Below are 2282 nucleotides of genomic sequence, written 5' to 3' on the forward strand. Positions count from 1 at the left end.
TCCCGTTACCTTCTTTGAGGAGGCGACCCGCCCCAGTCAAACTGCCCACTGACACTGTCCCAGAAACCGGATAACGGCTCGCCGGTTAGAATTCCGCTATGAAAAGGGTGGTATCCCACGGGTGACTCCACCCAGGCTAGCGCCCAGGCTTCCAAGTCTCCCACTATCCTGTACATTCCATATCAAAATCCAATATCAGGCTACAGTAAAGCTCCACGGGGTCTTTCCGTCTTGTCATGGGTAACCTGCATCTTCACAGGTACTACAATTTCACCGGATCCTTCGTTGAGACAGCGCCCAAGTCGTTACGCCTTTCGTGCGGGTCGGAACTTACCCGACAAGGAATTTCGCTACCTTAGGACCGTTATAGTTACGGCCGCCGTTTACTGGGGCTTAGATTCAAAGCTTCGCTTGCGCTAACCTCTCCTCTTAACCTTCCAGCACCGGGCAGGCGTCAGCCCCTATACGTCGTCTTACGACTTCGCAGAGACCTGTGTTTTTGCTAAACAGTCGCTTGGGCCTATTCTCTGCGGCCCCCTCTCGCAAAACATAAATGCTTCACGATAACGGGGCACCCCTTCTCCCGAAGTTACGGGGTCAATTTGCCGAGTTCCTTAACGAAGGTTCTTCCGCGCGCCTTAGGATTCTCTCCTCACCTACCTGTGTCGGTTTACGGTACGGGCACCTGACATCCTCGCTAGAGGCTTTTCTTGGCAGCATGGGATCAGCCAGTTCGCTACTAAAATTTCGCTCCTCATCACGCCTCAGGATAATGTGCAGACGGATTTGCCTATCCGCACTCCCTAAACGCTTGAACGCACACAACCAACGGTGCGCTGTGCCTACCCTTCTGCGTCACCCCATTGCTAATAGCGGCTGCAGGTGGTACAGGAATATCAACCTGTTGTCCATCGCCTACGCATTTCTGCCTCGGCTTAGGTCCCGACTAACCCTGAGAGGACGAGCCTTCCTCAGGAAACCTTAGGTTTTCGGCGGGCAAGATTCTCACTTGCCTTCTCGCTACTCATGCCAACATTCGCTCTTCTAAGCGCTCCACCACTCCTTACGGTATGGCTTCGACGCAGCTTAGAACGCTCCCCTACCCCTGTCTTACGACAAGCCGTAGCTTCGGTGACAGACTTAGCCCCGTTACATTTTCGGCGCAGAATCACTTGACCAGTGAGCTATTACGCACTCTTTAAATGGTGGCTGCTTCTAAGCCAACATCCTGGTTGTCTAAGCAATTCCACATCCTTTTCCACTTAGTCTGTACTTGGGGACCTTAGCTGACGGTCTGGGCTGTTTCCCTCTTGACTATGAAACTTATCTCCCATAGTCTGACTGCCGGATTAATGTCTATGGCATTCGGAGTTTATCTGAGTTCGGTAACCTGGTAAGGCCCCTAGCCCAAACAGTGCTCTACCTCCACGACACATCATCCGACGCTAGCCCTAAAGCTATTTCGGGGAGAACCAGCTATATCCGAGTTCGATTAGCATTTCACCGCTACCCACAGCTCATCCCCCAATTTTTCAACATTGGTGGGTTCGCGCCTCCACTTGCGTTTAAACAAGCTTCACACTGGCCATGGGTAGATCACTCGGTTTCGGGTCTACGCCCTGCAACTCATTCGCCCTATTCAGACTCGCTTTCGCTGCGGCTTCGTGGCAGAACCACTTAACCTTGCTACAGAACGTAACTCGTTGGCCCGTTCTACAAAAAGTACGCGGCCACACATATCCGAAGACATAGTGCTGCCACTGCTTGTAAGCATACGGTTTCAGGTTCTATTTCACTCCCCTCCCGGGGTGCTTTTCACCTTTCCCTCACGGTACTGGTTCACTATCGGTTGCCAGTTGGTATTTAGCCTTAGGAGGTGGGCCTCCCTGATTCACACGGGGTCTCACGTGTCCCGTGCTACTTGGGTACACATCACAGCTGTCAACTTATTTTCGTCTACGGGTTATTACCTTCTATGACCGGACTTTCCAGACCGTTCGACTAATAAGATGACTTTCCACTGCGGTCTTCTGCCGAAGACCATGATGTGCCCCGCGACCCCCTATCTGCAACGCCGGCAGGCTATCACACAGATAAAGGTTTAGGCTGTTTCCCGTTCGCTCGCCGCTACTTGGGAAATCGCGGTTGCTTTACTTTCCTCCGGGTACTAAAGATGTTTCAGTTCCCCGGGTATGACGCCCTCATACCCTATTTTATTCAGTATGAGTTACTGCCACATGACTCACAGTGGGTTTGCCCCATTTCGGAAACCCGCAGAATCA

Annotated in this window: 1 rRNA gene; it reads right to left on the bottom strand. The window is 52.1% G+C overall.

What is annotated here, in order from left to right:
* Positions 1-2282, bottom strand: a 23S ribosomal RNA gene (locus DEALDRAFT_RS16640); the annotation flags it as partial.

Origin of the sequence: Dethiobacter alkaliphilus AHT 1 (assembly GCF_000174415.1) — a bacterium.
Taxonomy (GTDB): domain Bacteria; phylum Bacillota; class Dethiobacteria; order Dethiobacterales; family Dethiobacteraceae; genus Dethiobacter; species Dethiobacter alkaliphilus.